Here is a 25,511-nt window from a genome sequence, read left to right as displayed (position 1 = left end):
GTGGGCCGGTCCGCCGGAAGCGCGGTGTTCGGCGGACCGGCCGGGTGTGTCAGGGAGGCCCTGCGAACGTCGGCATTCCGCCGTGCACGTCATCGGCTTCCTTGTCCCGCCCGAGCGCGCGGAGGTTCATCTCCAGACGCGCACGCGTGTTCTTGGTGCCCGAGTAGTCCTTTCCGGCCACTCTCTCGATTCTCGGCAGCAGGCCGGCGTTGACGGCGCGTGCCGCCTCGTGGTCGCCGAGCTGGTGCAGGGTGAGGGCAATGCCCGCCTGCGCGTTGAGCGTCGCCAGGGAGGTCTCGCCCGACACCCGGCCGTACCGCCGGTGGACGTCCCGGTACAGCGCCAGCGCCCTCCGCAGTTCCCCGAGCCCGAAGAGGCTGCCCGCGAGACCGTCCGTGGCCAGGATCGTCGTCCTGTCGTCCTTGCCGAGCCGTCGCTCACATCGCCGCACGGTGCCGTTGTTCAGCTGGAACGCGGCACGGAAGTCCTGGAGCCGGTTGAGGCACGCGCCCATGTTGCAGGCCGCGAGGAGGGTGTCGGGATGGTCGTCGCCGTGCTTCCTCGTCCGCAGCAGAAGAACCCTCTCGAACACCGGCCGGGCCTGTTGCGCGTCGCCGCGTGCGTGCAGGCAGGCGGCGAGTCGTGTGGCAGCCTCGAGTGTGTGGTCGTGCGACTCCCCGATCCGCGCCTCCCAGTCACTGTGGACGAGCTCCGCCAGGAGAGCGCCGGGCTCGGCACTGTCGGCCACGTAGAGGTACCGGAGGACACGGATCACCAGAGAACGGAACCGCTCCGGCTCGCTGATCGGGACCTCGGCCTCGCGCAGGTAGCCGATGAGTGTCTGTACGTCCGCCGTGATCAGCTCGTACGAGGTCCAGGTGGTCGGATCGTCCGGGTCGAGGATCGGCAGGGCCGCGAGCCGGTCCCGGGCCGCTCGGCACACCGCGGCCGTCCCGGTGGTACTTCTGCGGAACACGTTCACGACCTCCGTGTGCGCCTTCTCGACCGCGGGATCGACCGGATGCGTCATGACTCCGACCTCCCGTCCGGACGGCCTTCACGGGCGGCGGTGGCGACGAGTTGCGTCAGCCGGACGCCGTCCACGACGTCGGGCGCCGTACCCGTGGGAGAGGTGCAGGCGAGACCATCGGCGATGGCCGAACCGAGGGTGGCCGCCGCGTCGGCACCGAGTGCTGCGATCACGGTGTCCGGCGCGTGTTCCAGCAACGCCATGGCCGAGGACCAGCTCTTCGAGGTGGCTTCGTAGTACTTGTGCAGTGCGTCACTCGGCGCGCGCCGCAGGAGGACGGGGAACAGGCGGAACATCATGTAGCCGGGGATCCATTCCTCGCCCGGCCACCGGGATACGCAGCGGCCGGCCTCGCGAAGGATGTCGACGGGATCGACCAGATCGCCGAGGAGCGGCGAGGTGGCCAGGGTGGACAGTGCGTCCACCCCGAGCGTGGAGCCGTCGTCGGCCGTCTCGACGAGCTCTTCGGCCAGTGCACGGAGTTCACGCTCGTGTTCCGGTCTGGACTCCGCAGCGAAGACGAGCAGATCGGCGGCTGCCGGAACCGGACCGTCGACGAGCAACTTCCGTATGCGCCTGGTGAACGACGGGCTGAGAGGCGCTCCGGGCGCCGGGGTCACAAGGTCCATGGCCGCGTCGTAGACCGGGTCGTCGAAGCGGACGCGGGACGCCGTGGCGTGGTAGCCGGGCACCTCTCGGGCGATTCGGTGCTCCTGGTAGGCGGTCGTGGCCAGCCCGCTCTTCGTCGGGGCGTCTGTCTCTTTCAGGTTCAGGTCCTGTGTGGTGCTGAGGTTCTGCAGATGGAGTTCCGCGAAGGCCGGGTGAGGCCGCTTGCCCGCGATCATGTCGTTGGCGTACACCGCGGACGCCCACATGGTCATGGATCGCACATGGGCGTGGCGGAGGTAAGCCAGCCCTTCGAGGCCCAGCATGTCCTGTTCTCGGCAGCCCAGGGCGCGTACCGCCAACTCGAAGCGGACACGGTGATCGGGACGGACATACGCCAGCGCGTATTCGTCCCCCACCGTTGCCCGCACTTCGGCGACGCCGACGGTCCACCGGTAGCGCGGTAGTTCGCTGAGCGCGCGATCGATCTCCTTCGAGAAGATGTCCGCATCGGGGCCGTGGTGTGAATCGCTGCGGTCGGGGCCGTGGGCGGCCCGGTGCAGCTCGGCGAAACCGATGGCGCGCTCGGCGGGATCAGCGAGCGTGCGCATGAGGGCCGCCGCCCGGGGGAGGTCTCGGTGGGCCAGCAGCGCCGCGAACCGGCGTACGGCTCCGGCCGTGCTGCCGTGTCCGCCCAGATCGACGGCTCGCACCACGTCGGCCGGCGCGCGGAAGAAGTGGCTTCGGGCATATGCGGCCCAGTGCTGGTCGGCATTGAACAAGGCCGTGATTCCCAGCAGATTCACCTCTTCCACGTGGTTCCTGGCGGGAGGCTCACTCGACTCGGGAACCGCGCTCGCGAAGGACTCGCCCTTACCACCGCCCCCTCTGAGCGGGGCGGGGTCCGCCACGCTCCGCAACAGATCCTCCAGGATCGTGGCAGCCGGAGCGGCCTGGCCGCGGGCGACATGGAGGTGGGCGATACCGGCAAGAAGCGAATACCGGTCGCGCCCGTACACCTCCCGGGTCGCGTCCTCAGTCCCCGTCCCGGGGTCACCGCCCCGAGACCATGCGTCGCTCCAGTGGTCGCTCCAGTCGGTCCGCTGGACTCCCCTGGCCATCTGAGCGGCCCTGACCAGGTCGTACTCGGCCATACGCTGTACTACGCCGACGAGATCGTCGTCGCGCCCACCGCTGCGGCCCGTGTTCGCCCGCGGGTCGACGGATGGTCCGGGTATCGCCGCATGGACGCTTTCGACGATCCGCAGTTCCTCTGCCCGGTTCGACCGGCCGAGCGCTTTCATGGCATCGAGCCCCGCCCAGTGGCTATGGGTCTCTGCCCGGTACCGGTCGAGGAGGGCCCGCGCGCGCTCGGGCGCCCCCCAACGAGTCCAGAGCGCTGCGCCGTCGAGCGATACGCCGCGTACGTCCGTGTCCAGGCGAGCCAGCAGAAAACGAGCCGTGGGCCGGTCCACGTCGGCCAACAGCTCTGCGGCCCCGACCAGTCGGGCGGCGAGTCCGGCGCTTCTTCCGGCCACGAAGACCTGTGCCCGCACCTCGGCGAGGACGGCCCGGCTCGTGACGGGATCGTACGTCGCCCATGCGGCCGCAAGCCTCGCCAGGCCCAGGAGACGAACGTCCGGGCCCACGCACTCCAGTGCCGCCTCGGCCTCCCACAACAGCTCGACGGCCCTCTCGGGGTCGGCGCGCTCGGCCAGATCCAGGTAGTCCGCCCAGCGTTCACCGCTGATCATGTCGATGAGTGCGCGAGCTCTGTCCACGTCCTCCTCTGCGGCGGCGACCGCGGCGGCACGGTACACCTCGTCCGGCTCGTCCACCGAACCGTTCGCGGACGGCATCGTCTCCTGCCCGTGCTGCCACAGCCGCAGGGCGCGTTCGACGTCATGAGGTGCCAGCAGGCGTGCGGCCACCTTGATCGCTCTGCGCGCCACAGTGTCGCCGAGGCGATCGGCACTGCCCCGAACCGACATCGCGGACTCGACCACCATGTCCAGCAGTTCGTCGGCCGAGGGCGTATCGGGCCCAGGACTCGCGTATCGCGAGATCTCCACGAAGGACATGACCCTCCGCAGCGACGGCCCGACCCCGTTCGCGTGCTCCAGCGCCTCCCGCACCCGCCCCACCCGCGCCATCAACCCGATCACCCTCGGCGGCAGCGCGCCGCTCGACTGCGCCGCCTGATGGCGTACGACGCCCAGATACGTCATCGTGGGCAGCCCGGTGGCGACGGGGGCCGTGTCGGCGATGTGGTGAGCGATGCTGTCGATGAGCTCGAGGAACCGGCGTTCGGCCCGGAACTTGGTTCTGATGGCGCGCCGCAGACCGGCGCAGACCAGGTCGGCGGCCTCGGAGGAGACGCTCGGGCCCGAGTTCAGGACGTGGACGGCGAGGTGGGAGAGACCGTAGAGGTCCACTCGGGACCACTCCACATCCGCCCAGTTGGGTGCGGTCCCCCGGTAGTGGCGGGCGATCCGCTCGTGCCAGCGCGTCTCGTCGACCCAGCACTCGGGATGCTCCTTGTGGGCCTCCGGCCCCGCCAGGAACTCGCTGATGGAGGCGTGGAAGAACGCGAACCGGTCGTTCCCGGGGTCCAGCAGCCAACGCAGGCTCCTCAGGACCTTCTGTGCGGATCTGTCCCTCAGGCGCGTGGCGGACATGGCGGCGAGCTGTTCCCCCGTCAGCGCCTCCCGGGCCACGGTCAGTACGCCGATGATGGGCAGGCCCACCCCTTCCCAGCCGCCGGCCGGCTCACCGGCGCCGTCCCGCTGCCTCGGTGTGAGTTCCTTGCGGACCAGTTCCACGAAAAAGCCGTAGAGAGCGGGCAGTCGGCCCGGCACGCCCTGGAAGTCGAGCAGCCTGCCGATCAGTTCGTCGTTGCGTTCCTCGGTGGCGTCGATCAGCGCTCGGGCGTACGTCGCCAGGTAGAGGAAGTTTCCGGCGGCCCGGCGGACGGCGTGCCGCTTCGTGCTGCCCGGGAGGTTGCCCCTGGCGCGCTCGGCCTCCAGAACCGCCCGTCGTTCCAGGACGAGGTGCGCGTACGTATGGAGGTCGCCCACGACCTGGGACGAGGCGGCGTCGATGACCACGTCGGTGAGGCGTTCCTCCCGGGCCGACCGGAACAGCCGGAGCCCGGCGTGCGGCCGTGACGTGATGACCACCTTGACGTTGGCGGGCAGCTCGGGGGAACGGGTCAGCCAGTGCAGGAGGCCTTTCCTCGGCTCGATCGTGTGGTCGTCGGCCACCTCGTCCAGCGCGTCGAGCAGAATGACGATCCTGGCCTCGGGGTCCTGTTCCGCCAGAACCTGCGCGGGTCCGATCAGCGCCAGGTGGGCCAGGTTGTCCGGGTCGAGGAGCCGGGGCTCCAGATGGGCCGTGCCGATCTCGACGCCGCTGACCGTGCCCTCGACGTCGCGGACGCGCTGTTGGACCTCCAGGGTGGCGGTGCGGTGGAAGGGGGAGACCTTCAGGTCGTCGATCCTGATGCCGATCACCCGGCCCTCCGCCTGCACACTGTCGATGTGCTGCTGGACGACGATCGAGAGGCGTTCCAGTTCGAACAGCCCCGGACGCGTCCGGGCGAGTTGATGTCCGATGCTCAGCAGGAACGACTCGGTGTCCCCGCCGGTGACCGCGGTCCGGCTGTCCCGTCTGAAGAAGTAGCGCAGCCGGTCGGGGTGGTCCCGCGCGATGCCGGCGAGCAGGCTGGTCTTGCCCGCTCCCGGCTCGCCCGTCACCAGGACGTACTGGCCCTCGTCCGGTTTCAGCGCCTGCTCGATCTCGTCGTACAGCCACGCACGCTCGACGAAGTCCGCCTCCGTACGGGATCGGATCACGTCCTCGAAGGCGCGGCGCGGGCGGGGGGTGGAGGCGGTCACGGATTGCCTCCGGCGGCACGGAGGTCCACACCGATCACTTCTCCGTCGTGCGCCACGCGACCGATGTCGGCGATGGCCTCGATGGGGTTTCCCACAGCACCCTGTGCACGCACCACGACCGCGCGGCCCTGCACGTTGTCCACCTTCACCGTGGCCCGCACCGGATGGGCGTCCCGCGGCTCCCCTTCCGGTGCGGCAGGGCGCAGGTCCACCTGCCGTACATCGGCGCCCGGAACCCAGATCCAGGCCGCCCCCCGGTACTCCTTCTCCTTGACCGGCACCTCCCGGAACTCGTTCTCCCGGAGGGTGGTGTACGCCTTCCCCCGCACGACGTCACGGAAGACGGTCGCCGACAGTCCGACCGCCAGCGGGGCCTGCGACAACTGATCCAGGGCGGCGCGCAGGGCCGCGCAGTCACGGATGCGGCCGATCTCGACCGGGGCGCTGCCGGCGAAGCCGTTGGCGGCCGGCGAGGTCTCGCCGAAGTGGACGGCTGCCCTGAGCCGCAGCCACGCCTCCGGCTCCCGTCCGAAGTTGAAGGCCCGCAGACCGGCCTCCAGACTGCGCATGAAGGCGTCGACCAGGGCGGGCTCGGAGGCCCCCTCGGGCAGGACGGCGAACAGCGAGTCCCCGCCCTCCTGCGTCAGCCATTCCTCGCGGTCCAGCCCGGCGGCGGCCGCCGCCAGTTCCAGCAACCGCACGATCGCTGCCTGGAACTGGCGCTGCCTGACCGTGTCGGCGCCTCCGTACCCCTTCGCGTCGACGGACAGCAGCAGTCTGCGCGCGAAGACGCCCTCACCGCCCGGACCGTCCTTGCCGTTTGTCGCCATGACACCTCTCGGTACACGCACTTCGGGGAGAAATTCCGTCGATTCACGCAACCCGTCGACGAAACAACGGTGTTGCTTCCCCAATGGGCCGGCGCCCGCTTCCCCCTTGCGGGCGCCGGTCATGCAGTCGTACACCCGGGAGGCCGGTGAGACCCCGTACTTCTACGTGGTTCGACGTGGTGTCACGGAATGGGGGGACGCGTGACCGCTCGGGCGGCCCGAGGCGGTGCGGTGTGCCGGGAACCCGTAGAAGGGGCTGGTCCGGTCGAGAACGGTCGCCCTTACTGGGCTGAGCACGCCCAGTGCGCCGCACCCACCACCATCGATCGGAGGAGTCCTCATGGCACCGACCGGGCGAACCGCCGGAAGCCACCCCGCGCAGTACATGTTCACCGCACTGCACACCACCCATCAGCACGCGGACACGAAGGCCGGAGTCCTGGCCGCGGCGCAGGTGGCGCTGGGCGGTACGGCCGGAGCATGGAGTTCGCGGGCGGTGCTCGCCTGGGACCGGGGCGGCGCGGCCGGGGTGTTCGCGGGGGCACTGCTGGCACTGTTCGTGTGCGGCCTGATCGGCGGCGTCGTGAGCGTGGCGGCCTCGCTGCGACCACGCGTACTGAGAGACCCGGCCGTCAACCGGTACAGCTTCGTCCACCTGGCGTCGGGGCCCGACATCCTGCCCACCGTCGACGGTGTGCAACCGGAGGATGAGGCCGCGGACCGCCGGGAGTTGTCGCGCACCATACGGTTCCTCGCTCTCGTCGCGGTACACAAGTACCGCTGGCTGGCGAGGGCGGTGTTGTGCACGGCCGTCATGGGGGTGAGCGCCGGGCTGAGCGTGACCCTGCTGCCGCTACTGGTCTGACGTCGTCGGGCCGGCTGCGGCCGGGCGCGCGCCGGGTACACGAGCGGGCCGAAGGTCCGCGAGCCGTTCGAGCTCAGGCAGGTCCCGGATGGTGGTGGACCGGTAGCCGGTCTCCAACAGGCCCTTGTCGCGCAGGTCACGCAGTACCTTGTGGATCGTCGTCTCGGCGGCGCCGACCATCGTGGCCAGCTCCGGCTGCGTCAGCCGGCAGCCGATGACCACGCCGTCGGCCCGCGACGAACCGTAGGACTCGGCGAGTTCCACCAGCAACCGGGCCAGCCGCACCTTCGCCGGATACCCGCGGAAGTCCAGCCGCCGCCGGTTCGCCCAGCGCAGCCGGTCGGCCACCATGCCGGTCAAGGCCATGGAGACCGCGGGGCGGCGCTCCAGCAGCCTCCGCAGTTCACCGCTCTGCCACCTACGGGCGGTCAGCGGTCCGCAAGCGGTGACCGTCGCCGAGCGCGGGGCCCCGCTCATGGCCGCCATCTCGCCTACCGTGTCGCCGGCGGCCCTGACCGCGAGGAGTGAGGTCTCACCGTTCTCCACGGTCGCCGTGACCTTGGCGAAACCGGACACCAGCAGAAATACGTGCTGGTCGTCGTCACCCTCCCTCAGCAGCACCGCACCCACGTCGAACCGGACCTCGGCACCCAGTCCGAGCAGGTCCCGCCGCGCCGGGGGCGACAGCACGCCCAGCAGACTGCGCGCGGGCCACGCGTCGGACCCGATGGGCACAACCACGGGTACCCCCTGTCTCCGTGTGCGTTCGGGCGTGGTCGGCTGAACGTCATGGTCCGGTACGGGACGAGGCCGGTCGGCGTCCCGAGGGTGCTCCGGCCGCCGTTTGCTCGCCATGCCGGCACGGTACTGCGGACTCACCGCCCGTGCGGCGCGTCCGGCGTCACCGGGGACATATGCACCCCCGACCGTCCGGATAAACGGATGGTCGGGGGCGAACTGACGCGGCAGGATGCTCCGCATGACATGGCCCGCCCCCGAGCTGCACACCGCCCGCCTGCGACTGCGGCCGTTCACCGACGCCGACGCGGCGCCGCTCTACGCGCTGCACAGCAGCGCCCACGTGCTGCGCTACTGGGACTCCCCGCCGTGGACCGACCCGGCCCGCGCCCTGCGCTTCCTCGCGACCTGCCGGAGGATCGAGGAGGAAGGCACGGGAGCGCGGGTGGCCGTCGACCGTGTCTCCGACGGCGCGTTCCTCGGCTGGTGCGGCCTGATCGGCTGGAACCCGGACTTCCGCAGCGCGTCGCTGTGCTACGTCTTCGACGCCGCCGCGTGGGGCCACGGCTACGCCACGGAGACCGCGCACGCCGTCCTGCGGTGGGCGTTCGACACCCTGGACCTGAACCGCGTCCAGGCCGAGACCGACACCCGCAACGTGGCGTCCGCCCGGGTCCTGGAGAAGCTCGGCTTCGTCCGCGAGGGCACCCTCCGCGAGGACTGCGTCGTCAACGGCGACGTCTCCGACTCCTGGGTGTTCGGCCTCCTCCGCCGCGAGTGGCACCCGACGGACGGCCGATAGGACCGAGACCCGCCCGCCTCCGCGACTGCGCGCAGCCGGCCGCCCAGTGCTTCCACGGAGGCCCCGAAGCGTCGCCGCCTCGGCCCGGTCCGGCTCGCCGAGCCCGCCCTCGCGCTGACCACCGCCGAAGCCCGAGGAGTTCGTGGCGCCGCCGCGCCGACGGGTGTGGAACGCCCACGTCATGGCGGGGGAGTCGACTCCCTCGGGACGGTCGGCGACGTGCGGGACACCGGCCTTGGCCCAGCGGGAGAGTGCGTCGTGAAGTGACGGGTGGGTGCGCTTCTCCGCCGCCACCCGGATGACGGTCCCACGCACCTCACGGGGCCATTCCTCGCGGAGCTCGCAGAGACAACGGTCCGGATCCACGATCCTCGGATCCACGATCCACAGACCACGCCCAGCCAACTCCCCAGCAGGCACGTCGTCGAGGTTCCAGGTGATCAGCACCCTGGACGCGGGCGGGGCGTTCCGCCCCCCGGGAGGTACCCGTTCGGACGGCACGGACTGCCCGATCGCTTCTTGCGCCGGCGGCTGTTCTCTCATACCCAGAAGAGGTCAGCGATTCCCATGCCGGAAGTCAGAAGAGAGGGTCCGTGCACGATCACGAGAAGGCCACCCACACCGGGGCCGCCGGCCACACCCCGGCGGGCAGGCGCGCGTCCGCGCCACCCGCGCGTCAGCCCGGCTTGCTCGGCCTGCAGGGCAGTGCGGGCAACACGGCGATCGTCCAGATGCTCCGTCAGGCCGGCCACCCCTGGACACAGGAAGAGCACCGGCACGACGCCGGATGCGGCCACCAGCACCAGGAGCCGGTGCAGCGTTCCACCGTCCACGACGTGCTGCGTTCCCCCGGACGCCCGCTGGACGACGCCACCCGTACCGACATGGAAACGCGCATGGGAGCCGACTTCTCCGGCGTGCGCATCCACAACGACAGTGCTGCCAAAGCCTCCACCGCCGAAGTCGGCGCCCACGCCTACACCAGCGGCAGCCACATCGTCCTCGGAGCCGACACGGTGGACAGTCACACGCTGGCCCACGAGCTCACCCACATCATCCAGCAGCGCAAAGGTCCCGTCGCCGGTACGGACCACGGCAACGGCCTGAAGGTCTCCGACCCGTCCGACCGCTTCGAGCGTGAAGCCGAGGCGAACGCCGCACGGGTCATGGCGGCCGCCCCTCACACTGCCGCGCCCCTGCAACGCGACGCGGCGCCCTCTCATGCGTCAGCCCCTGTCCACACCGTGCAGCGCGCCTACGACCGGGAGGACCAGGAGAACCCGCAGAACGTCATGACGACCGAACACTGGGAACGCAGGGCCGGCGTCACAGGCGAGACGGGTGAGGCGAACGTCAAGACCAAAACGGACCTCATAAAGTCGGCCAAGAAGGCGGCGAAGGGCCACAAGGCCGACAAGCCGCGCACGATCGACGACATCATCAAGTTCGTCGGTCCGGCCCTGCTGAGCCAGCTCGAGGGAACACGCGACACGGGCAGTCGGCTGAAGCTGTACCGATCCATGAGCCTGGCGGAGGCCCGCAGCATCCTCGAGTACTGGGGAGACGCCGCCGCCCGTACCGCCGTCGAGGAATACCTCGCGGGCGACGAACGCTCGGCCAAGGAATTCAGAACCAAGGGCCTCAAGGGCATGACCGTCGGCGCCCACCTCGGCGACAGCGGCCAGGCAGACGTGTACTACAACATGATGGGTGACAGCTACCAGGTCCAGCTGGAGTTCACGCTGAAGCCCGGTGCGCACAAGCTTCTGTTCGATCCGGAATACATGGCACTCGGGCCGGGCTACAAAACCGAACTCATCCGCAAAGCGGAGGGCGGCGACCACAGGAAGGCGAACGCGAACGAAGGCACCCTGCCCGGATACATCGGAGTCAAGGCGGAGGACAACGAGCCCTACAGCCTGGGCATCGCACAGGGCGCCAACGGCAAGCGCGGCAGGGAGGTCGGCCCCAGTCAGCTGCTGTTCCAGCTGTTCGTGGAGAACGTCACCCTCGTGAAGGACAAGACGGCCACCCTGACCCCCGCAGCGGCCACCGTCTGAACACGAGCTGCGAAAGGCCGCGGGAGGGGACTTCCCAGGTGCCGGGAACAGTCGGTCCGGGCGGCGTTGTTGCATCGACCGAGGCGCCGGCACCACGCGGGCGGGGGACACGGAGACCACAAGGTCGTCCGCCCCACCAGGATCCGGCCTCCAGGATCGCGGTACGCCCGCCGTTCCCTGGATCACGACGTATCTCCGCAGGAGGACTGCTTCATGACCGACCGGCCCTTGACGCTCATGGCGGTACACGCCCACCCCGACGACGAGGCCACCGGAACCGGAGGGGTCCTGGCGCGGTACGCGGCGGAAGGCATCCGTACGGTTCTCGTGACGTGTACCGACGGCGCTTGCGGTGACGGGCCGGGGGGTGTCAAGCCGGGCGATCCCGGGCATGATCCGGCGGCCGTCGCCTTGATGCGCCGCCAAGAACTCGAGGCGAGCTGTGACGTCCTGAAGGTCGGCGAGCTGGAGACGCTGGACTACGCCGACTCCGGGATGATGGGCTGGCCGAGCAACGACGCCCCCGGATCCTTCTGGCGGACCCCCGTCGAGGAAGGTGCCGCCCGGCTCGCGGCACTCATGCGGCACTACCGTCCCGATGTGGTCGTCACCTACGACGAGAACGGCTTCTACGGTCACCCCGACCACATCCAGGCCCACCGCATCACGATGGCGGCACTGGAGATGACCACGCTGACACCGAAGGTGTACTGGACCACGATGCCCCGCTCCGGGATGCGGCGGTTCGGCGAGATCATGCGTGAGTTCCATCCGGACATGCCGGAGCCGGATCCTGCCGAGGCCGCCGCGATGGCCGAGATCGGCCTTCCGGACGATGAGATCACCACGTGGGTGGACACCACCGCGTTCAGCGGTCAGAAGTTCGATGCTCTGGCCGCGCACGCCAGTCAGGGCGAGAACATCTTCTTCCTCAAGATGGGCAAGGAGAGGTTCGGTGAGTTGATGGGCACGGAGACCTTCGTCCGTGTCAAGGACGCCACCGGCGCCGCCGTGCCCGAGAACGATCTCTTCGCCGGACTGCGCTGATCCACCCGTCCGGACGGCGGCCGCCGGCCGGAGTCCTACGCCGAGGGCCCCCGTCCGGCTTCGGTCAACTCCCATGCGTGGGCGAACAACTCGGGCAGGGTACGGGTGGGAAGCGGAAGCGGGTTCTCCAGCCGGCCGTTGTAGGCGCGTCCCACGCCGAGCAGTTCCGCCTTCCACGCCTCCATGGGCTGGTAGGGCTTCCCCGCGTGGATCCACTCGCCCGGCAGGAAGAGCCGGCGGCCCGCCCTCGCGCGCTTGTCCTCGACGGCCAGGCCGCGCTCGACCAGCGCGGCGGCGGCCTTCTGGTGCCGGGCGGGCTTCCAGCCGTTCCACTCACGGATGTTGCGGTCGCTCGGTGCGTACAGGGTCAGGAGTTGCAGATAGAGCGCTGCCGCGTCCTCGTCGGTGCCGAGCCGGTCGGCGGCCCGCCCCAGCACATCGGGTGCGGAGTGCGCCGGATTCGTCTCGTACGACCCCGGAGGCGGCGAAGAGCTCTCCATCCGCTCGACGATGCGCGCGCAGGCCGGTCCACGCAGCCACTCGACCGTCGCGATCCCGGGGTGACGAGAGGCCTCCAGGGCGAGCAGCAGCGTCCGGGAGCGCTCGTCGTCGCCGTAGAACGCGGGGCGGAAGTACAGCTTGGGCTGGGACCGCTCGCCCCTGCGGTCGACGACGCCGTCCACGACCACGGTCAGTCCGTCGTCGACGCTCGCGACGGCCAGCGGTTCCGGGGCGGCGTAGGAACGCGAGCCGAACCTGTCGTGCACGTCGGCGACCCTGTGCCCCACCGCGCGGCTGAGACTGCCGGCGTCCAACATCAGGCCCGGGTGGTCCAGCCGCTCCCGCAGGGCCCGTACGAGGCCGGGCGCTCCGGCGCGGACCGGGTCACCCGCGGGAAGCTCCGCGTAGACCCGGAAGAGGTTCGGCACGACGGCACGCACGATGTCCTCGAACTCGACGAGGTCCCAGCCCCCGGCGGTCAGGAAGGGGTGGATGTCGTGGTTCTGGATCCAGGTGTCGAGGTCGGAGCCGAGACCGCGTATCGAAGCGTGGTCGGTGAACGCGGCACAGAAGCGGCCCGCCGACAGCCTGAACGGACGCAGCTCGATGACGGTGTCGACGGTGCGCTCCGGGACCACGGTCCGCCGGCCGTACCGCGCCCGCCACGCCTGCGCGATCCGCTCCGCCACCGTGCGCATGCCCCGCGGCTCCCACAAGTCGGCGGGGTCCTCGGGCAGCACGTCGGCCAGCAGTTCGAGGCGGTCCAGCGAGCCCACCCGGCCGGTATCGTGGAAGCCGTCCTCGATCTCGGCCATCTTGAGCCGGTGGACCTGCCGTTCCCTGTCGTCGAGGTGCGGCAGATACCGCACGGCAAGCATCCCGGCCAGAGCGAAGGACGCCGTCGCCCGGTTCATGCCCGTGCCGTTCCTCAGCACCGCCACCGCGTCGAGGTCCCACGGCACCGGCCCGCGCTCCCGGACGAGGTCCACCAGCCGGCGCACCTGCTCGGCACCGCCCCATCCCCCGCGCGGGACGTCGGTCGCCTCCTCGATCACGCCCAGTCCCGGCGGTTCCGGCTCCCCCGTCCGCAGGTCGACGAACTTTCGCAGCCCGCCGGCGGACCAGCCGACCGCGACTGCCGCGCCCCGCTCGTCCCGGACCGCCGGGGGGTCGCCCTCGGCCATGCGCACAAGCCCCGTACGTATCCGGGCGTGCGGATCGGCGAAGGGACTGTCCGCCCAGATCTCCAGCAGCGCGAGCAACCGTTGGCGCCGCTCATCACGAGTGGGCTCCACGGCGGCACGCAACGCCACGGCACCGATCCGCCCGATGAAGCGTGACCAGGACCCTTCCCCAGCCGTTCCCGGCTCCTCGTCCGGCGCGGTCGGCTTGCCCGTCCCGGCCAGATAGCGTCCCGTCCGCTCGATACCGGCCAGCGCCCCCTTGCCGCTCCAGTGCCCCGAGCCGTCCACGAGCCCGTCCAGTGCGACCGCCAGGCCGTGATCGTCGAGGGCCGCCGTCTCCGCCCGCGCCGTCAGCAGCTCACCTGCCGTCATCCCGCCTCCCCGTACCGCACTCGAACGCTTCACGAAGCGAGCATGACGTACGGGTACGACAACGGCGTCGGTGGACAGGACAAAGGCACGAGGACGGCACGAGTGGCGACCGGTCGCGCGCCGGCGGCACACAGCGCCGACGCCCCCGGGGACGAGCCTCGTCCGCCCCGGTGCCGCCGCGCTACTTGGTGACGGCGAAGCGCATCAGGGCGTGCTCGTCGCCCTGCTTGATCTTGCCCGTCTCGTTGATCACTTCCAGCTTCCAGGTGCTGCCCACCCGTACGGCCTTGGCCACGGCGCAGCCGTTGTCCTGGCTGAGCAGGCTGGGCCAGATGTCGGCGACCTGCTGGGTGCTTCCCCCGGTCGCGTCGTAGACCTTGAAGCTGATGTTGCGGGCCTTCTGGAAGTTGCTGCCCTTCTTGTAGGCGGCGGCGACGAACACGATCGACGTGATGGCGCCGGGAAGCCGGGAGAACTCGACGGTCACCGTCTCGTCGTCCCCGTCCCCGTGCCCGGTCTGGTTGTCGCCGCTGTGCACCAGCGAGCCGTTGCCCATGGGGTCGAGCGAGTCGAGACCTGCGAGGCGCACCGGGTCCGAGCCCTGCATGGCGACGGCGATCAGGTCGAGGTCGGTGCCGGTCTTGCGGCGCAGCTTGCCGAGTACCCCGCCACTGCTGCCGGCGGTGGGATCCCAGGAGACACCTATGGACAGGTGGGTGACCCCGTCCAGGTCCGCGGGGCCGTCTTCCTTGGTGAGCGTGATCATGTGCGAATCGTCCTCCGTCTACTGAATTACAGCGCAGAGTCTGCCTGGTGCCATGAAGATCCGATATGGCGGGTCTGTCACAGCTGCGGCGACCGGGTGCGGGCGGGCGCCCGCGACCGGGGCCCCGCCCCCGCGAGGTGATCTCCTTCGCGCGTCCATCCGCGCCATGGCCCGGTCGCGGGCACGGGTCCCGCTCCCGGCGGGCGGGACCGGGGCGGGCGGGACCGGGGCGGCGGGTCAGACGTTGACCCCGAAGTCGGCGGCGATGCCGGCCAGTCCCGAGGCGTACCCCTGTCCGACGGCCCGGAACTTCCACTCGGTGCCGTGCCGGTAGAGCTCGCCGAAGACCATGGCGGTCTCGGTCGAGGCATCCTCGGAGAGGTCGTAGCGGGCGATCTCCCGACTGTCGGCCTGGTTGACGACCCGGATGAAGGCGTTGCGGACCTGGCCGAAGCTCTGGCCGCGGTTCTCCGCGTCGTGGATGGAGACCGGGAAGACGATCCGGTCCACCCCGCCGGGCACCACGGCGAGGTTCACCTTGACCGCCTCGTCGTCGCCCTCGCCCTCACCGGTGAGGTTGTCGCCGGTGTGCTCGACCGAGCCGTCCGGGCTGGTGAGGTTGTTGTAGAAGACGAAGTGTCCGTCCGAGAGCACCTTGCCCGACGCGTCCAGGAGCAGCGCCGAGGCGTCGAGGTCGTAGTCGGTGCCGGTCGTGGTGCGCACGTCCCAGCCCAGACCGACCAGCACGGCGGTCAGGCCCGGCGCCTCCTTGCTGAGCGAGACGTTGCCGCCCTTGGCCAGGGAGACTCCCATTGCGTACTCCTTCTCGGCAGGTGTGGTCACGGTCCGTGCCGCGGACGGGACCAGGAATGTCGAAGACGTGGTCGATGGCCCGGCGGCTTCCTTCCGCCGCTCTGCTCCGTTCGTGAGGGCCGGCTCCGGACAGCCTATCTTCTACATTCATGTAGAGGCGGGGCGGGGCAAGGAAGGGGCCGCGTCCTCCCGGCTCGCGTCCTCCTGGCCACTCCTCGCGAGGCGGACACATTTTCGATGAGAAAGTGGGACGATATTCCGCCCTGCCATGAGCACCCTCTAGCAAAGCTGACAGAAGTTGAGACACATACCCCCGCAGAACTCTTCGCGCATACGCGAGGCAACCGCCGCGTCCACCGCTCGGCGTCAGCCACGGGCCGTCCTGTGGGCCCTGGCCGCCGTCGTGACCCTCGGATTCCTCGTCGCGCTGGAGATCGCCGCGCGCCGCTACGGCACGCCGGGGCCGATCACCCTTCAGGCGCGGGAGGTGATCCACGCCCCCAAGTCGGGTGGCCTGCTGTACGCCGCCTTGGCGTTGATGGCGGTGGTGCTCACCTGGCGGGAACGGTTCATCGCGGTGGGTGCGGCGATCGGTATCGACCTCGTCTTCCTGGTGGTCCGGTGGGCGCTCGACGCCGGGACGGACGGCGGCCATCCCTTCGGCAACGGCGCCCTGTGGGTGACTCTGGGCGTCGCGTTCGTCGCCGTCACCCGCCGTACCGGCCCGGAGCGGGTCCTGCTGCTGAAAGGCGTCGGTCTGGCCCTGCTCCTGATGGCCGGCCGCAAGACGGGCGACACCTGGCTGCTCATCACCTCGAAGACCCGCCCGATGGTGCTCGACCAGTACGTGGCCGCCGCCGATCACGCACTGGGCGACCCCTCGTGGCTGGTGGGCCGCATCGTGACGGCCACCGGCCCCGTCGGCTTCAACCTCCTCGACTTCGTCTACGGCAATCTCGCGGTCGCCGCGGTCATCGCCGCGCTGTACCAACTGCGCAACGTGGCCGCCGAGCGCCGCTTCCCACGTCACCACCTGGTGCGCACGTTCCTGGTGATCGGCCTCGTCGGGCCGGCGTTCTACATGATCTTCCCGGTGGTCGGCCCGCTCTTCGCCTACGGCACGGGCACCGAGCACTGGTCGGCAGTCAGCCTGTGGGCCCCGGACATGCCGCCCAGCGCGCCCTGGGCCGTGGCCGACCTGTGGCCGCGGACGCTGCCGCCGGTCGATGCCCCTCAGCCCATGCCGTTCGACGGGATCACCCCGCGGAACTGCATGCCCAGCCTGCACACAGCGTGGGCGACCGCGATCTTCATCCACTCCCGCAAGGGCCCGCGCCCGCTGCGCCACGCAGGCACGCTCTGGCTGATCGCCACGCTCTGCGCGACGCTGGGATTCGGCTACCACTACGGCGTGGACCTCCTCGCCGGCGTGGTGTTCACCCTCACGATCGAGGCGGCGCTGCGCGCGCACGACCGCGGCTGGGAGCGCTCAGGGATCCGGCTGGCCGCCTACGGCACCTCGGTCTTCACCGCGCTGCTGCTCTCCTACCGCTGGCTGCCCGTGCAGATGGCCGAGTATCCGTGGCTGGCCGGCCCCCTGCTGCTGCTGGCGACGGCCTCGGTGATCTACGGCTACGTACGGACCACCGGGCCGTGGGCACACGGCGGCGCGCCGGCACACCGCCCCGAACCGAAGCCCGAACCGGTGGCTGTGGACCGGCGGGCCCTCGCCCATGCGGCCGGGGGAGCCGAGACCGTCGAGGCGCACCGGGTCCCCGCACAGCGGGACGGGGAGGACCAGGCCGAGGGCGGGACGGGTGCCGGTGCCGACCCTGCGCCGCGGCTTGCCGGGCACCCCGCCGCCGCTGCCGGCGCGGGGACCCCGGGGGAGACCGACGCGGAATCCTGATCCCTGATGTCGGGCCGGGGACCAGGACCGGCCCCGGCCCCTACCGCACGGGGAAACCGAAGGAGTACCCCTGCTCCTTGAGCCAGGGAAGTACACGGTGCAGGGCTTCGACGGTCTGGGAGCGGTCGCCGCCCGCGTCGTGGAAGAGGAGCGTCGGCCCGTTGGGGAGCTCCCGCTCGACGGTCTCGACGATGGCGTCCGCGCCCGGCCGCTGGAAGTCCTTGGTGTCCACGTTCCAGCCCAGCGGGCGCATGCCGTGGGAGGCGGCCAGCTTGCGGCTGTAGGGCGTGAAGGCTCCACCGGGTGCCCGGTAGTACATCGGCCGTACTCCCCCGGACGCCTTGATGATCATGCGTTCCGCGTCGAGGATCTCCTGCGACTGGTAGGCCTCGGACTTCTTGTCCATGGCGGTGTCGTGCGACACGGAGTGGTCGCACAGCCGGTGCCCGGCCGCGACCACCGCCTTCACGAGGTCCGGGTGGGCCTGCGCCTGCGTGCCCGTCACGCAGAACGTGGCCTTCACCTCGTACTCGCGCAGCAGATCGAGTACTTGGGGCGTCCACTCGGGGTCGGGACCGTCGTCGATGGTGATGTTGACGCCGCGCGGTCCCGCGTCGGAGGCGTGCACGATGGTCGCCGAGACCGGCTCGACGTCACCGCCCGGCTTCGCGGGTGCGGACGCCTGGGGCGACGGGCCGCCCACGACGTCTGCCTGTGCGGTCCACACCGAGGCGCCGACCGCCAGCACCGTCACCCCGAGTGCCGCCCCGACCACCTTGCCGTACCAGCCCCGTCCACCGCCGTGCCGCGCCATGTCCGCCCCCGCTTCCGCACCGTTGCCCGTCTCCACCGGCCCCCTTGGGAACCACCTGGCAGGACGAGGAACGGACGGCCACGGATGCGTCCGTTACCGATCACGGACACTTCTGGGGGAGTTCGCGGACAAGAGCGCGCGGCCGGACCGGCGCGAGCCGTGCCGGGGGTCCGAGGAACACCCGACCCCGCCGCTGGACTCCGACGCCGACGAGGCACAGCGGGCCACGGCACGGCGTTCGGGGCGCCATGACGTGCCGAGGGCCCGGCCACCGTGGTGGCCGGGCCCTGGGAGGCGTCATGCGACGTCGGTAGGCATCACCATCGATACCAGCGGCCACGTCCGCCGCCGGCCGATGGAGAACGCATGACGAATCCGAGCAGCCAGAGCACCAGAACGGCGATGGCGACCCACCAAAGGATCTTCACGGCGAAACCCGCGCCGAAGAGGATCAGTGCGAGAAGCAGTACGAGCAACAGGGGAACCATAGTTTGTCGACCTCCTGCGTCTCCGTTTGCCCTGCGTCGGCACCGTCATTCGTCCCTGCCGCCTTGTTTGTGAAGGAAAGGTGGGGGCACCGGGCTTCTGACGTGTCGCCGGAGATCCGGCACCTGGACGCCGGATGGCCGCGCGGGGGCGTGGTGCCGAAGGACGGCCGTCCTCGCTCCGGCCGGGTCACTGGACTCCGGTGGCTCCGGGGGCTCCGGGGGCTCCGGTGGCTCCGTGGCTCCGGTGGCTCCGGTCACCACGCGTCGATGACCGGCGCGCCCGGCTCCTGCTGCCGCCAGGTCTCGTTGAGGCGCCCGAGCCGGTCCGCGGCGGCCATGCCGTGCAGGGAGGCGACCTTGCCGTCGCTGACGTCGAACGCCACGGCGCCCACGACCCGGTCCCCGACCACGGCGAGAACGGCCGGGGAGCCGTTGACCAGCGCGATGTGGAACGCGGGGGAGCCGCCGGCCAGCCGCAGCTTGGCCGGCGTGGGCTTGAAGCCGGCCCGCACGTAGGAGGCGACGCGCTCGCGCGTCGTGTACCGCAGCAGCCGCCTGGCCAGTCCGGCGCCGTCCGAGACGGCCGTCACGTCGTCGGTGAGCAGTTCCACCAGCCGTTCGGTACGCCCCGACGTGGCGGCGGCGAGGAACTCCTCGACGACCCGGCGCGCGGACGCGGGGTCCACCACGTCACCGCCGCGGCGCTCGGCGGTGACCCGGCGCCGGGCCCGGTGGACATGCTGCTGACTGGCCGACTCGGTGATGTCGAGGATCTGGGCGATCTCGGCGTGTGGGTACGAGAAGGCCTCACGCAGGACGTAGGCGGCCCGCTCGACCGGCGAGAGGCGCTCCATGAGGGTCAGTACCGCCAAGGACACCGATTCGCGCTGCTCGAAGGTGTCGGCGGGGCCCAGCATCGGGTCGCCCTCGAGGAGTGGCTCGGGCAGCCAGGCGCCGACCGCCCGTTCGTGGCGTGCCCGCGCCGAACGGAGCCGGTCGAGGCAGAGATTGGTGACGACCTTGGTCAGCCACGCCTCCGGCACCTCGATCCGCTCGCGGTCTGCCGCCTGCCAGCGCAGGAACGCGTCCTGCACGGCGTCCTCGGCGTCGGTGGCCGAGCCGAGCAGACGGTACGCCAGCGAGGCCAGCCGTCCCCGGCCGGCCTCGAACCGTGCGAGCGCCGCGCTGTCCATGCGATTCAATTTATGCGACGGCCCTCACACCGGCCCGGTCGGGCGCGGTGGCCAGGCGGCGCCTGCGCTTCGGCATGCCGAAGGTGGGGTGGGCGATGAAGAACCCGGCCCCCTTGAGCACGCCCGACTTGAGCCGCGTGGCGGTCCGGCCGCCCAGGTACCAGGACTTCGACCGGACGTCACCGTCCACCATCTGGAAGATCGCGTCCCGCCGCCCGAGGCTGATGTGGTTGCCGTGGTACTTCAGCCCGGTGGTGGGGACCTTACCGCCCGTCAGGCGCGCGATGATCGCGGCGGTCGCCTGCATGTTGGTGTACCCGGCCGAGGCGCAGGACATCGGCAGCGGCCGGCCGTTCTCGCCGATCGCGTAGGCGCAGTCACCGGCGGCGTAGACCTCCGGGTGCGAGACCGAGCGCATGGTGCGGTCGACGACGATCTGACCGGTCCCGGCGACCTCCAGGCCGCCGGCGGCGGCGATGGGGTGTACGGCGAACCCGGCAGACCACACGGTCACGTCGGCCGGGAGGGACGTGCCGTCGGCGGCGATCGCCCGTGCCGGCTCGACGGCTTCGATCCCGGTGTGCTCGTGCACGGTGATGCCGAGCCGGTCGAAGGCCTGGCGCAGATGGCGGCGGGCCTTCGGGGAGAGCCAGGCACCCAGCTCGCCACGGGCGGCGAGCGCGACCGAGAGGTCGGGCCGGGACTCGGCGAACTCGGTGGCGGTCTCGATGCCGGTCAGCCCCTCCCCGACGACCAGCACGGTGCCGCCCTCGCCCAGGCCGGCCAGGCGCTCGCGCAGACGCAGTGCCGAGGACCGGCCGGTCACGTCGAAGGCGTACTCGGCCACGCCGGGGACGCCATGGTGGGCGGCGGAGCTGCCGAGCGTGTAGAGAAGCGTGTCGTACGCGAGCTCGCCGTCGCCGTCCCCGCCGGTCACCGCGACGGTCCTGCGCTCGGGGTCGACGCCGGTGACGCGTGCCACGCGCAGCCGCACCCCGGTGCCCGCGAAGATGTCGGTGAGCTTGCGGGGCGCGAGGTCCTGGCCGATGGCGAGCTGGTGGAGGCGCATCCGCTCGACGAAGTCGGGCTCGGCGTTGACGACGGTGATCTCGGTGTCCGCGGGGGAGAGCCGGCGGGCCAGGTTTCCTGCGGCGAAGGCCCCGGCGTACCCGGCACCGAGTACGACGATGCGGTGCTTCATGACGATGCTCCTGTCTCGTTCGCGTGCCCCTTGAACGGGATGGCGTCCCGATTGCTGACAGGATCCGGATGTGATGCAGGTCACTGTCCTTGCGGGCAGGTACGGGTGGTCCCGGTCGGGGCCCGGGTCCACCCTTCCGAACGTGGACCGGCGTGACCTCCCCGAGCGCGGCCGGGAAGAACCTCGACGCGTTCCTCGACACGCTCCTCGACGCACTCTTCGACGCACTCTTCGACACGCACGGATCCGCCCGCGCCGCGGGCCGCAACCGGCGCACTCTGGGCCCACCACGCCACCGGGAGTCCTGACGGCGCGGCCGGCATCACCCCCGGTCGGCATCACCCCCGGTCGGCATCACCCCCGGCCGGCGTCGCCCCCGGGCCGGGTGTCCGGCGAGCGGGTTCAGGCCCGTGCGCGGCCGCTGCGGGAGAGCTCCCGGCTCCAGTGGGCCAGAGCGCGCTCCGACCCGGGGAGGGCGCGGTGGCCGGGCGATGTCGCGCGGAGGGCGTCGACCAGGGCGGACAGCAGGGCCGCGGCCTGCTCGGGGTATCCGGCGGCACCGGTCATCACGGCGTGGTTGCGGCGGGCGTCGATGCTGAAGTCGTCGAGCGGGCCGAGGAGTTCGCCGGCGTCCCGGGCCAGTTCGGCCAGCACGTGAACCAGTTGCGGCAGCCTCGCCGGGTCGGGCACCGGAAGGTCGGGGGAGGGTTCGGTGAGCTTCTTGAGCCGCTGGGCGAAGGCGCCTCGGGCACGCAGTCCCGCAGGTGTCCGGTGGGTGCCGTGGGCCGGGTTGAGGGCCGGCGCGATGTGGCCCGAACCGTCGACGGTCTGCTGGTGGGGCGTGGGGTATCCGGTGAGGAAGAGGCCCGTCCGCGGTGCGGGGGTGGTCGGCAGGATCACCGCCAGCCGGTCGTAGAGGGCGGAGAGGCCGAGGTGGCGGGGCCCGTCCGGTATGCCCTCGTCGAGGATCCCGAGCAGTTCCCCGCCGAACCCGGTCAGCGTTCCCTCGGGCGGGAACAGCGCCTTCTGGGTGCGGCCGCAGGCGGTGAGCAGGTGGATGCCGCGGCCGTCCGGACCGAGGGCCCGCCCGGAGAAGCAGCAGTCGAGGATCGCCGCCTTGTGCCTCGCCGACGACTCCCGCATCAGACTGGCGACTTCGGCGAAGGGCAGGGACGGGCTCGGATCGCCCCCGCCGCCGTGCTGGGCGGACGGGGTGAGCGCCAGGCAGAGACGGTCGTCCCGGCCGAGCAGGCCGTGACCGCAGTAGGAGAAGAGCAGCAGGTCGACGTCCGGTTCCCGGACCGTACGACGCAGTGGGTCCAGCACCTGACGGGTGTCGGCGGGGTCCAGGACGACCGTGGTCCGCCGCGCGTCGAACACCCCCCGGTCTCCGCTGAGGGCGGCCGCGAGGGCCCGGGCCGTGGTCGTGGCCTGGGGCATGGGGGTCAGCGAGCTGGGACGGACATGCCGGCCAGTGCCGACGAACAGCGCGTACGCGGCGGAGGAGGCGGGAGTCCACTCGGCCCAGGTCATTCCTCCACTCCGGGCGGGGCGACTGCGAACCGGGCCAACTGGTCCATGACCGCTGTTAGTTGGGCCTCGTCGTCGACAGCGGCACTGACCCGGGTCCCGTCGGGCCGCACCACCTCGAACTCGATCCGGCCGCGAGCCGGCCGCCGTTGCTGCAGCCAGAGGAAGAACGCGTTGGTGGCCGCGGCGATCACCGCCGCCGAGGCGTTGACGATGTCCACGGCGACGGCGACGTCCCCTTGTTCGCCGGGGGCGGGCGGCTGGGTGCGCAGGCTCGCGGTGGCGCCCAGCTGCTCCGTGTCGTTGATCCATTCGGCCAGGTCCCGGTTCAGGGCGTCGACGTGCGCCAGTGATCCCGGGAAGGTGAAGGTCAGAGCGTTCTCCGGCACCTGGGAGGCGGGGGCTTGGGGCATGTCCGGTGGCTCCTGTTCGTCATCGGGTCGTCTCGGGAACCGGCGGTCAGCCGCCGGAACCGAAGTCGGTCCAGCCGGCGTCGGTGCTGCCGGCGGGTGCTCCCTGGCGGGAAGGGTTCGGAGCCCGGCGCTCCAGGGCGAAGAGTTCGGGCTCGCCGGGTTCCCCGTGGGGCAGGCGGAGGAGGGTGGCCGCCTCGTCGGCGTCCATGAGGTCGGCGAGGGCCGTCACCGTCCCCGGATCACTCAGCCACAACTGTCCCGAGGACGGTGTCCGCAGGAACGCGGGCACCTCCTGCCAGTAACTCTCGTGCAGCCAGTCCCGGTTGACCCCCAGCAGGTTGCCGCAGGCCACCCGGTGCTCCTCCTGGCTCCGCGGGCGGACGACGACCGCACCGGAGCTCACCGGCGCCAGGGTGTGGCCGACGAGTCCGGTCAGGACGTCGGACACCGGGGCCTCCCCCTCGACGGCGACCGAGACACGTGCCCGGTGCAGCCGCCCGGTGTAACACCGCGAGGCCGCGTCGTACAGCCGGTGTGCCTCCTGGGCGAAGGGGTCGCCCGGCACGGGAACCCCGTACAAGGGGTCGGGCGGTCCCGGCGCCGCGAGCGTCCCGAACGCCTGCGCTCTCATGGTGAGTCCCTCGGCGAGCCCGGCCGGGGCGGAGCACGGTTCGAGGCACACGCTGATCACCGTCCGCCGCGGCTCCGCGGCGAGCTGGGTCCATATCCGTTTCCAGGAGGGGGCGGGGGAATCGAACCGGGAGACGGCGGTCGCGACGCGTTCCGGTCCCCAGAGGCGGGTCAGCGTTCGGCAGGTGATGCGTTTGCGGATCTCGGCGATCGCGCCCCACTCCGGTGCGAACGGGGCGAGCAGACGCGCGATCTCCTCGGTGTCCTCGATCCGGGTCGCCGTCACGTGCGCCGGGAACCGCGCCAGGACGGGGAGCGTGTCCCCCACGGCCCGGAGCGCGGCTGCCCGGTCCGCGCCGTACAACTGGGCGATGAGGACGGTACTGATCCGCCCGCTCACCGGGTCGCTGATGAAGCGCAGATCCCAGCGTGCGGTGGTGCGGTCCGTCCAGAGAGCCGCGAGCCAGGCCCGTTCGGCGGCGACCCGGTCGGCTCCGCGCCGCTCTTCGGAGAATTCGGGGTAGAGGCCTCCGGGCAGCGGGGCGGGGCTCAGCGAGAAGGCGACATGGGCCCAGGCCTCACCGCTGGGGGCGGCGTGGATCAGAACACCGTGCGCACCGTCGGGAACGGCTCCCGCCATCCGATCCTCCCCCTTTTCCCCTGGTCACGTACGAGGGCTCCCTGGTGCCCTCGGGCTCCCCGCCGCCGGCTCCACCGGTCCCGCCGGCTCCACCGGTCCCGCTGTCCCGCTGGTCCTTCCGTTCCTTCGACATCCGATCCCTTCGACGACCGCCCGTCGGCCCGCGCCGCGCGTGGCGGTGCGGGCCCGGCGGGCCGAGGGCCTCTCAGGGCCGGGGCGGCGGCGCACCGTCCGTCCGGGGGCCGGCCGCGGACGGCCCCCAGGAACCCGTGGAGCCGGGGGCCGGAGTCTGCGACGGGACGGGAGCGGGGGCCTGCGGCGGGACCGGGGCCGGTGCCGACTTGGCCGGGTCCGCCTGCACCGGCGGCAACCCCTGAGGGAAGGCATAGCCGACGGGCACCACGATCTGGTCCACCGCCGTGGCCAGTCCCTCCCGGCACGCCGCGTGCACCGCCTCGCGCATCGCCCGCACACCCTCGGTCCGCAGCATGATCCGCTCAGGGCTCAGACGGCCCATGACCGACGCCATGATGTCCGACACGAACCCGCCGATCAGGGCGTACCCGCGGCGCGAGCGCCACATCTGCCATCCCAGATAGAGGCTCGTGCCGTACGAGAAGACGGACACGTAGACCTGGCACTTGCCCTCGGAGAGCACCAGGCGGCTACGGACCTGGTCCCGGCCCAGCCCGGTGGCGATGACCCGCTCGGCGCGGTCGACGGGGATGTAGCGGCGCGCGAGCGTGCCCGCGATGGAGATGTACGCCGAGTCGAGGGATCCGCTCCGGTCCGCCAGCAGGACCCGCCACTCGGCGATCGGCTCGACCAGGCGCATCCAGAGCAGGGTCACCCAGAAGGCGAGCCCCGAGGCGATGTAGGCCAGCGCGGTCATGGCGGCGAAGCCCTCGCCACTGCCTCCGACGAGGAGCAGCAGCCCGAAGAAGAAGAACGGCAGGAACGCCAGGAGCGAGGCGAGGAAGGCGTAGACGAACAGCTGGAGCAGCTGCCGCCAGCCGACCGAGTCGTCGAGCTCCGTCTCCACCGGCATGTGCTTCAGGTTCTTGTCGAGATACGCGGCGTTGGCGTCGCCGCCCCGCCATCCCGGCAGGCTGGTGTATCCGTTGTCGTTCACATGTCCCCCTGGACGGTCGCGGATCCAAGGTAGCGAGGATTACCCACGGTC

The 25,511-nt window shown here is 71.2% G+C and carries 21 protein-coding genes; 6 read left to right on the top strand and 15 right to left on the bottom strand.

The window, feature by feature from the left end:
- Positions 1 to 49 precede the first annotated feature (49 nt).
- Genes ACZ5C2_RS09840 through ACZ5C2_RS09830 form a run of 3 tightly spaced genes read right to left on the bottom strand, consistent with a single transcriptional unit; the run spans position 50 to position 6,362 of the window.
- Positions 50 to 1,030, bottom strand: a complete 981-nt coding sequence (locus ACZ5C2_RS09840; RefSeq protein ID WP_468788462.1) for a tetratricopeptide repeat protein — start codon at positions 1,028 to 1,030, stop codon at positions 50 to 52.
- A complete protein-coding gene (locus ACZ5C2_RS09835) occupies positions 1,027 to 5,532 on the bottom strand; it encodes a hypothetical protein (protein WP_468788460.1) in 4,506 nt (1,501 codons plus the stop codon). Before ACZ5C2_RS09835 ends, ACZ5C2_RS09840 begins: the two co-directional genes overlap by 4 nt.
- Positions 5,529 to 6,362 (bottom strand): hypothetical protein, encoded by an 834-nt coding sequence (locus ACZ5C2_RS09830; RefSeq protein WP_468788458.1) that lies wholly within the window; start codon positions 6,360 to 6,362, stop codon positions 5,529 to 5,531. Before ACZ5C2_RS09830 ends, ACZ5C2_RS09835 begins: the two co-directional genes overlap by 4 nt.
- 340 nt (positions 6,363 to 6,702) lie before the next feature.
- On the opposite strand from ACZ5C2_RS09830, the gene ACZ5C2_RS09825 reads away from it, so the two are divergent.
- Entirely contained in the window at positions 6,703 to 7,227 is a 525-nt protein-coding gene (locus tag ACZ5C2_RS09825; protein ID WP_468788456.1) for a Pycsar system effector family protein, read from the top strand.
- Here the strand turns inward: ACZ5C2_RS09825 and ACZ5C2_RS09820 are convergent.
- Positions 7,216 to 7,968: a Crp/Fnr family transcriptional regulator gene (locus ACZ5C2_RS09820; protein ID WP_468788454.1), complete on the bottom strand. Its 753-nt coding sequence runs from the start codon at positions 7,966 to 7,968 to the stop codon at positions 7,216 to 7,218. The two genes, ACZ5C2_RS09825 and ACZ5C2_RS09820, sit on opposite strands and share 12 nt — an antisense overlap.
- A 238-nt stretch (positions 7,969 to 8,206) precedes the next feature.
- On the opposite strand from ACZ5C2_RS09820, the gene ACZ5C2_RS09815 reads away from it, so the two are divergent.
- The 3 genes from ACZ5C2_RS09815 (at position 8,207) to ACZ5C2_RS09805 (ending at position 11,874) form a co-directional block, all read left to right on the top strand.
- Positions 8,207 to 8,767, top strand: coding sequence for a GNAT family N-acetyltransferase (locus ACZ5C2_RS09815; RefSeq protein WP_468788452.1), 561 nt, complete (start codon positions 8,207 to 8,209; stop codon positions 8,765 to 8,767).
- A gap of 593 nt (positions 8,768 to 9,360) precedes the next feature.
- Positions 9,361 to 10,827, top strand: a complete 1,467-nt coding sequence (locus tag ACZ5C2_RS09810) for an eCIS core domain-containing protein (protein WP_468788450.1) — start codon at positions 9,361 to 9,363, stop codon at positions 10,825 to 10,827.
- 213 nt (positions 10,828 to 11,040) lie between these two features.
- On the top strand, positions 11,041 to 11,874 hold the full coding sequence (locus ACZ5C2_RS09805) for a PIG-L family deacetylase (RefSeq protein WP_468788448.1): 834 nt from the start codon (positions 11,041 to 11,043) through the stop codon (positions 11,872 to 11,874).
- Positions 11,875 to 11,909: 35 nt separating this feature from the next.
- Here the strand turns inward: ACZ5C2_RS09805 and ACZ5C2_RS09800 are convergent, their stop codons facing one another.
- The 3 genes from ACZ5C2_RS09800 to ACZ5C2_RS09790 all read right to left on the bottom strand — a co-directional run bounded on the left by ACZ5C2_RS09800 (position 11,910) and on the right by ACZ5C2_RS09790 (position 15,510).
- Positions 11,910 to 13,931, bottom strand: coding sequence for a hypothetical protein (locus ACZ5C2_RS09800; RefSeq protein WP_468788446.1), 2,022 nt, complete (start codon positions 13,929 to 13,931; stop codon positions 11,910 to 11,912).
- Positions 13,932 to 14,112: 181 nt separating this feature from the next.
- On the bottom strand, positions 14,113 to 14,697 hold the full coding sequence (locus ACZ5C2_RS09795) for a TerD family protein (RefSeq protein ID WP_468788444.1): 585 nt from the start codon (positions 14,695 to 14,697) through the stop codon (positions 14,113 to 14,115).
- Positions 14,698 to 14,934: 237 nt separating this feature from the next.
- On the bottom strand, positions 14,935 to 15,510 hold the full coding sequence (locus ACZ5C2_RS09790) for a TerD family protein (RefSeq protein WP_468788442.1): 576 nt from the start codon (positions 15,508 to 15,510) through the stop codon (positions 14,935 to 14,937).
- A gap of 391 nt (positions 15,511 to 15,901) precedes the next feature.
- On the opposite strand from ACZ5C2_RS09790, the gene ACZ5C2_RS09785 reads away from it, so the two are divergent.
- On the top strand, positions 15,902 to 17,419 hold the full coding sequence (locus ACZ5C2_RS09785; protein WP_468788568.1) for a phosphatase PAP2 family protein: 1,518 nt from the start codon (positions 15,902 to 15,904) through the stop codon (positions 17,417 to 17,419).
- A 40-nt stretch (positions 17,420 to 17,459) separates the two neighbouring features.
- On the opposite strand, the gene ACZ5C2_RS09780 is transcribed toward ACZ5C2_RS09785, so the two are convergent.
- The 4 genes from ACZ5C2_RS09780 to ACZ5C2_RS09765 form a co-directional block, all read right to left on the bottom strand.
- Positions 17,460 to 18,233: a polysaccharide deacetylase family protein gene (locus ACZ5C2_RS09780; protein WP_468788566.1), complete on the bottom strand. Its 774-nt coding sequence runs from the start codon at positions 18,231 to 18,233 to the stop codon at positions 17,460 to 17,462.
- 317 nt (positions 18,234 to 18,550) lie between these two features.
- On the bottom strand, positions 18,551 to 18,721 hold the full coding sequence (locus ACZ5C2_RS09775; RefSeq protein WP_468788440.1) for a hydrophobic protein: 171 nt from the start codon (positions 18,719 to 18,721) through the stop codon (positions 18,551 to 18,553).
- Between the two features lie 254 nt (positions 18,722 to 18,975).
- Positions 18,976 to 19,914, bottom strand: coding sequence for a sigma-70 family RNA polymerase sigma factor (locus tag ACZ5C2_RS09770; protein WP_468788438.1), 939 nt, complete (start codon positions 19,912 to 19,914; stop codon positions 18,976 to 18,978).
- 10 nt (positions 19,915 to 19,924) lie between these two features.
- The gene (locus ACZ5C2_RS09765) at positions 19,925 to 21,115 is read right to left on the bottom strand and encodes an NAD(P)/FAD-dependent oxidoreductase (protein ID WP_468788436.1); all 1,191 of its coding nucleotides are present in this window, start codon (positions 21,113 to 21,115) and stop codon (positions 19,925 to 19,927) included.
- Positions 21,116 to 21,267: 152 nt separating this feature from the next.
- Here ACZ5C2_RS09765 and ACZ5C2_RS09760 point away from each other — a divergent pair, with 152 nt between their 5' ends.
- Positions 21,268 to 21,423 carry a hypothetical protein gene (locus tag ACZ5C2_RS09760; RefSeq protein ID WP_468788434.1) on the top strand — a complete coding sequence of 52 codons (156 nt, stop codon included), beginning with the start codon at positions 21,268 to 21,270 and terminating at the stop codon, positions 21,421 to 21,423.
- Positions 21,424 to 21,517: 94 nt separating this feature from the next.
- Here ACZ5C2_RS09760 and ACZ5C2_RS09755 read toward each other — a convergent pair whose 3' ends face one another.
- The 4 genes from ACZ5C2_RS09755 to ACZ5C2_RS09740 all read right to left on the bottom strand — a co-directional run bounded on the left by ACZ5C2_RS09755 (position 21,518) and on the right by ACZ5C2_RS09740 (position 25,460).
- A complete protein-coding gene (locus ACZ5C2_RS09755; RefSeq protein WP_468788431.1) occupies positions 21,518 to 22,648 on the bottom strand; it encodes a caspase, EACC1-associated type in 1,131 nt (376 codons plus the stop codon).
- On the bottom strand, positions 22,645 to 23,058 hold the full coding sequence (locus ACZ5C2_RS09750; protein ID WP_468788429.1) for an effector-associated constant component EACC1: 414 nt from the start codon (positions 23,056 to 23,058) through the stop codon (positions 22,645 to 22,647). The genes ACZ5C2_RS09755 and ACZ5C2_RS09750 overlap by 4 nt, the downstream gene beginning before the upstream one ends.
- Positions 23,059 to 23,104: 46 nt before the next feature.
- Positions 23,105 to 24,328 carry a hypothetical protein gene (locus ACZ5C2_RS09745; RefSeq protein ID WP_468788427.1) on the bottom strand — a complete coding sequence of 408 codons (1,224 nt, stop codon included), beginning with the start codon at positions 24,326 to 24,328 and terminating at the stop codon, positions 23,105 to 23,107.
- 205 nt (positions 24,329 to 24,533) lie between these two features.
- Positions 24,534 to 25,460 carry a hypothetical protein gene (locus ACZ5C2_RS09740; protein WP_468788425.1) on the bottom strand — a complete coding sequence of 309 codons (927 nt, stop codon included), beginning with the start codon at positions 25,458 to 25,460 and terminating at the stop codon, positions 24,534 to 24,536.
- Between the last annotated feature and the right edge of the window lie 51 nt (positions 25,461 to 25,511).

This window comes from Streptomyces sp. NPDC031365, assembly GCF_055569765.1.
The sequence above is the reverse complement of the archived record's forward strand: the minus strand, read 5'-3'. Positions and strand labels throughout refer to the sequence as shown.